Below are 2,346 nucleotides of genomic sequence, written 5' to 3'. Positions count from 1 at the left end.
CGGCGGTGGCGAGCCAGGGCCGCTGACCCCCCACGCCCGGCGTCCGCCGGGCCGCCGTGGGGTCGTGTGCCGGGACCGTCCGGTGACCCGCGCACGACCTCACGGTGAACGGGTGCTGACGCCGTGGTGAACAGACCGCCCGCGGGATGTCGGAGCGGTCACGACCGGCCTCCGAGACTGGTCCGCGGGGCCGTCCGGGTGTCTACGATGCGAACGTGACGGCGTCAGCTTCGCTCGCCCTGGCCCTCGCCGCCTCGGTGCTCGGCCTCGTCGCCGGGTTCGTCCTCTCCGGCAGGCTGCCGGGGACCCGCAGGCGGCCGACCGGGCCCACCGCGGCCGACCTGCTCGACCGGTTCGTGCGGACCTCGGACAACGGGGTGCTGGTGCTCAACCGGTTCGGTGACCCGGTGCTGCACAACCGGCGCGCGGAGGAACTCGGGCTGGTGCGGCAGCATCACGCCGACCCGCGCGCCCGCCGTGCCGCCGAGCAGGTACTGAGCACCGGGGAGCCGACCGAGATCGACCTGTCGCCGTCGGAGGCCCGGGGACGGACTCCGGAGGCGGTGCTCGGGCAGCTCCGGTCGCTCGGCGACGGCTACACCGTCGTGGAGGCCGTCGACCACTCCGAGGCCGTCCGGCTGGAGGCCACGCGCCGGGACTTCGTCGCCAACGTCAGCCACGAACTGAAGACCCCGGTGGGCGGGATCGCCGTGCTCGCCGAGGCGCTGGTGGACGCCGCCGACGACCGCGACGAGGTCCGCCGGTTCGGCGAGAAGATCCTGCGGGAGTCCACCCGGCTGGGCAGGCTGGTCACCGAGCTGATCGCGCTCTCCCGGTTGCAGGGTGCCGAGCGGCTGCCCGAACTCACCGTGGTGGACGTCGACGCCGTCGTCACCGAGGCCCTGGGCCGGACCCGGCTCGCGGCCGACGCCGCCGACATCGGGATCGGCACCGACGGACCCAGCGGCCTCCGGGTCGACGGTGACCACACCCTGTTGGTCACCGCACTGTCCAACCTGCTGGACAACGCGGTGGCCTACTCGCACGCGGGCAGTCCCGTGTCGGTGAGCAGACGCAGCACCGACACCCACGCCGAGATCGCGGTGACCGACCGGGGCGTCGGCATCCCCCCGGACGCCCAGCAGCGCGTCTTCGAACGCTTCTACCGGGCCGACAAGGCGCGGTCCCGGGAGACCGGCGGCACCGGCCTCGGACTGGCCATCGTCAAGCACGTGGCGGCCAACCACGGGGGCGAGGTGCGGCTGTGGAGCAGCCCCGGCGTGGGATCCACCTTCACCCTGAGCATCCCCCTCCACAAGGCCGGGACCCCGGACACCGCGACCCGGGACACCGGCGCCGAGGACAAGGGCGCCGAGGACGTCGGTGCCGAGGACACCGCCTCCGAAAACACCGCCTCCGGGGACGACACCACCGCGCCGGAGCCTGCCGTCACCGGGGCGGGGGCCGCCGGGGACACGGCGGACGGTGGTGTCCCCGCGGGGATCCCGTCCGGGTCGCCCCGCACGACGCCGGCGGACCGCGCCGGGGAGACGGACCGCACCGAGGAGAGGACATCGCCGTGACGAGGGTGCTCATCGTCGAGGACGAGGAGTCGTTCGCCGATCCACTGGCCTTCATGCTGCGCAAGGAAGGGTTCACCGCGGCGGTGGCCACCGACGGCACCGAGGCGCTCGACGAGTTCGACCGCAACGGGGCCGACATCGTCCTGCTCGACCTCATGCTCCCGGGAATGAGCGGCACCGACGTGTGCAAGCAGCTCCGTCAGCGGTCGGCGGTCCCGGTCATCATGGTCACCGCGCGGGACAGCGAGGTCGACAAGGTGGTGGGGCTCGAACTCGGCGCCGACGACTACGTCACCAAGCCGTACTCGGCGCGGGAGCTGATCGCCCGGGTGCGGGCCGTGCTGCGCCGCGGCGGCGAGGGGCAGCCGGAGGACGAGGCGGCCACGCAGGCGCTGACCGGCGGGCCGGTGCGGATGGACGTCGAACGGCACGTCGTCACCGTGGACGGGACCGAGGTGCCGCTGCCGCTGAAAGAGTTCGACCTGCTGGAGTACCTGCTCCGCAACATCGGCCGGGTGCTGACCCGGCACCAGCTCATCGACCGGGTGTGGGGCGCGGACTACGTCGGGGACACGAAGACGCTCGACGTCCACGTCAAGCGGCTGCGGTCGAAGATCGAGGCCGATCCGGGGTCCCCCCGGCACCTGGTCACCGTGCGCGGGCTCGGCTACAAGTTCGAGCCCTGACGGGCCGGGCCGGCCGGAACCGATCTGCCGCGCCGATCGCCCACCCCGCGCCGGACGGCCTGCCGCGCCGCCCGGCG

At 73.8% G+C, this 2,346-nt stretch carries 2 protein-coding genes; both read left to right on the top strand.

Annotated features, from left to right (window positions below; translation table 11 throughout):
* Positions 1-215 precede the first annotated feature (215 nt).
* Positions 216-1,583, top strand: a complete 1,368-nt coding sequence (locus ACTIR_RS0118465; protein ID WP_026455389.1) for a sensor histidine kinase — start codon at positions 216-218, stop codon at positions 1,581-1,583.
* Positions 1,580-2,269, top strand: coding sequence for a response regulator transcription factor (locus ACTIR_RS0118460; RefSeq protein WP_026455388.1), 690 nt, complete (start codon positions 1,580-1,582; stop codon positions 2,267-2,269). Before ACTIR_RS0118465 ends, ACTIR_RS0118460 begins: the two co-directional genes overlap by 4 nt.
* Positions 2,270-2,346: the final 77 nt, after the last annotated feature.

It is taken from the genome of Saccharomonospora iraqiensis subsp. iraqiensis (assembly GCF_000430445.1).
Taxonomy (GTDB): domain Bacteria; phylum Actinomycetota; class Actinomycetes; order Mycobacteriales; family Pseudonocardiaceae; genus Saccharomonospora; species Saccharomonospora iraqiensis.
This window is presented reverse-complemented; position numbering and strand designations above follow the sequence as displayed.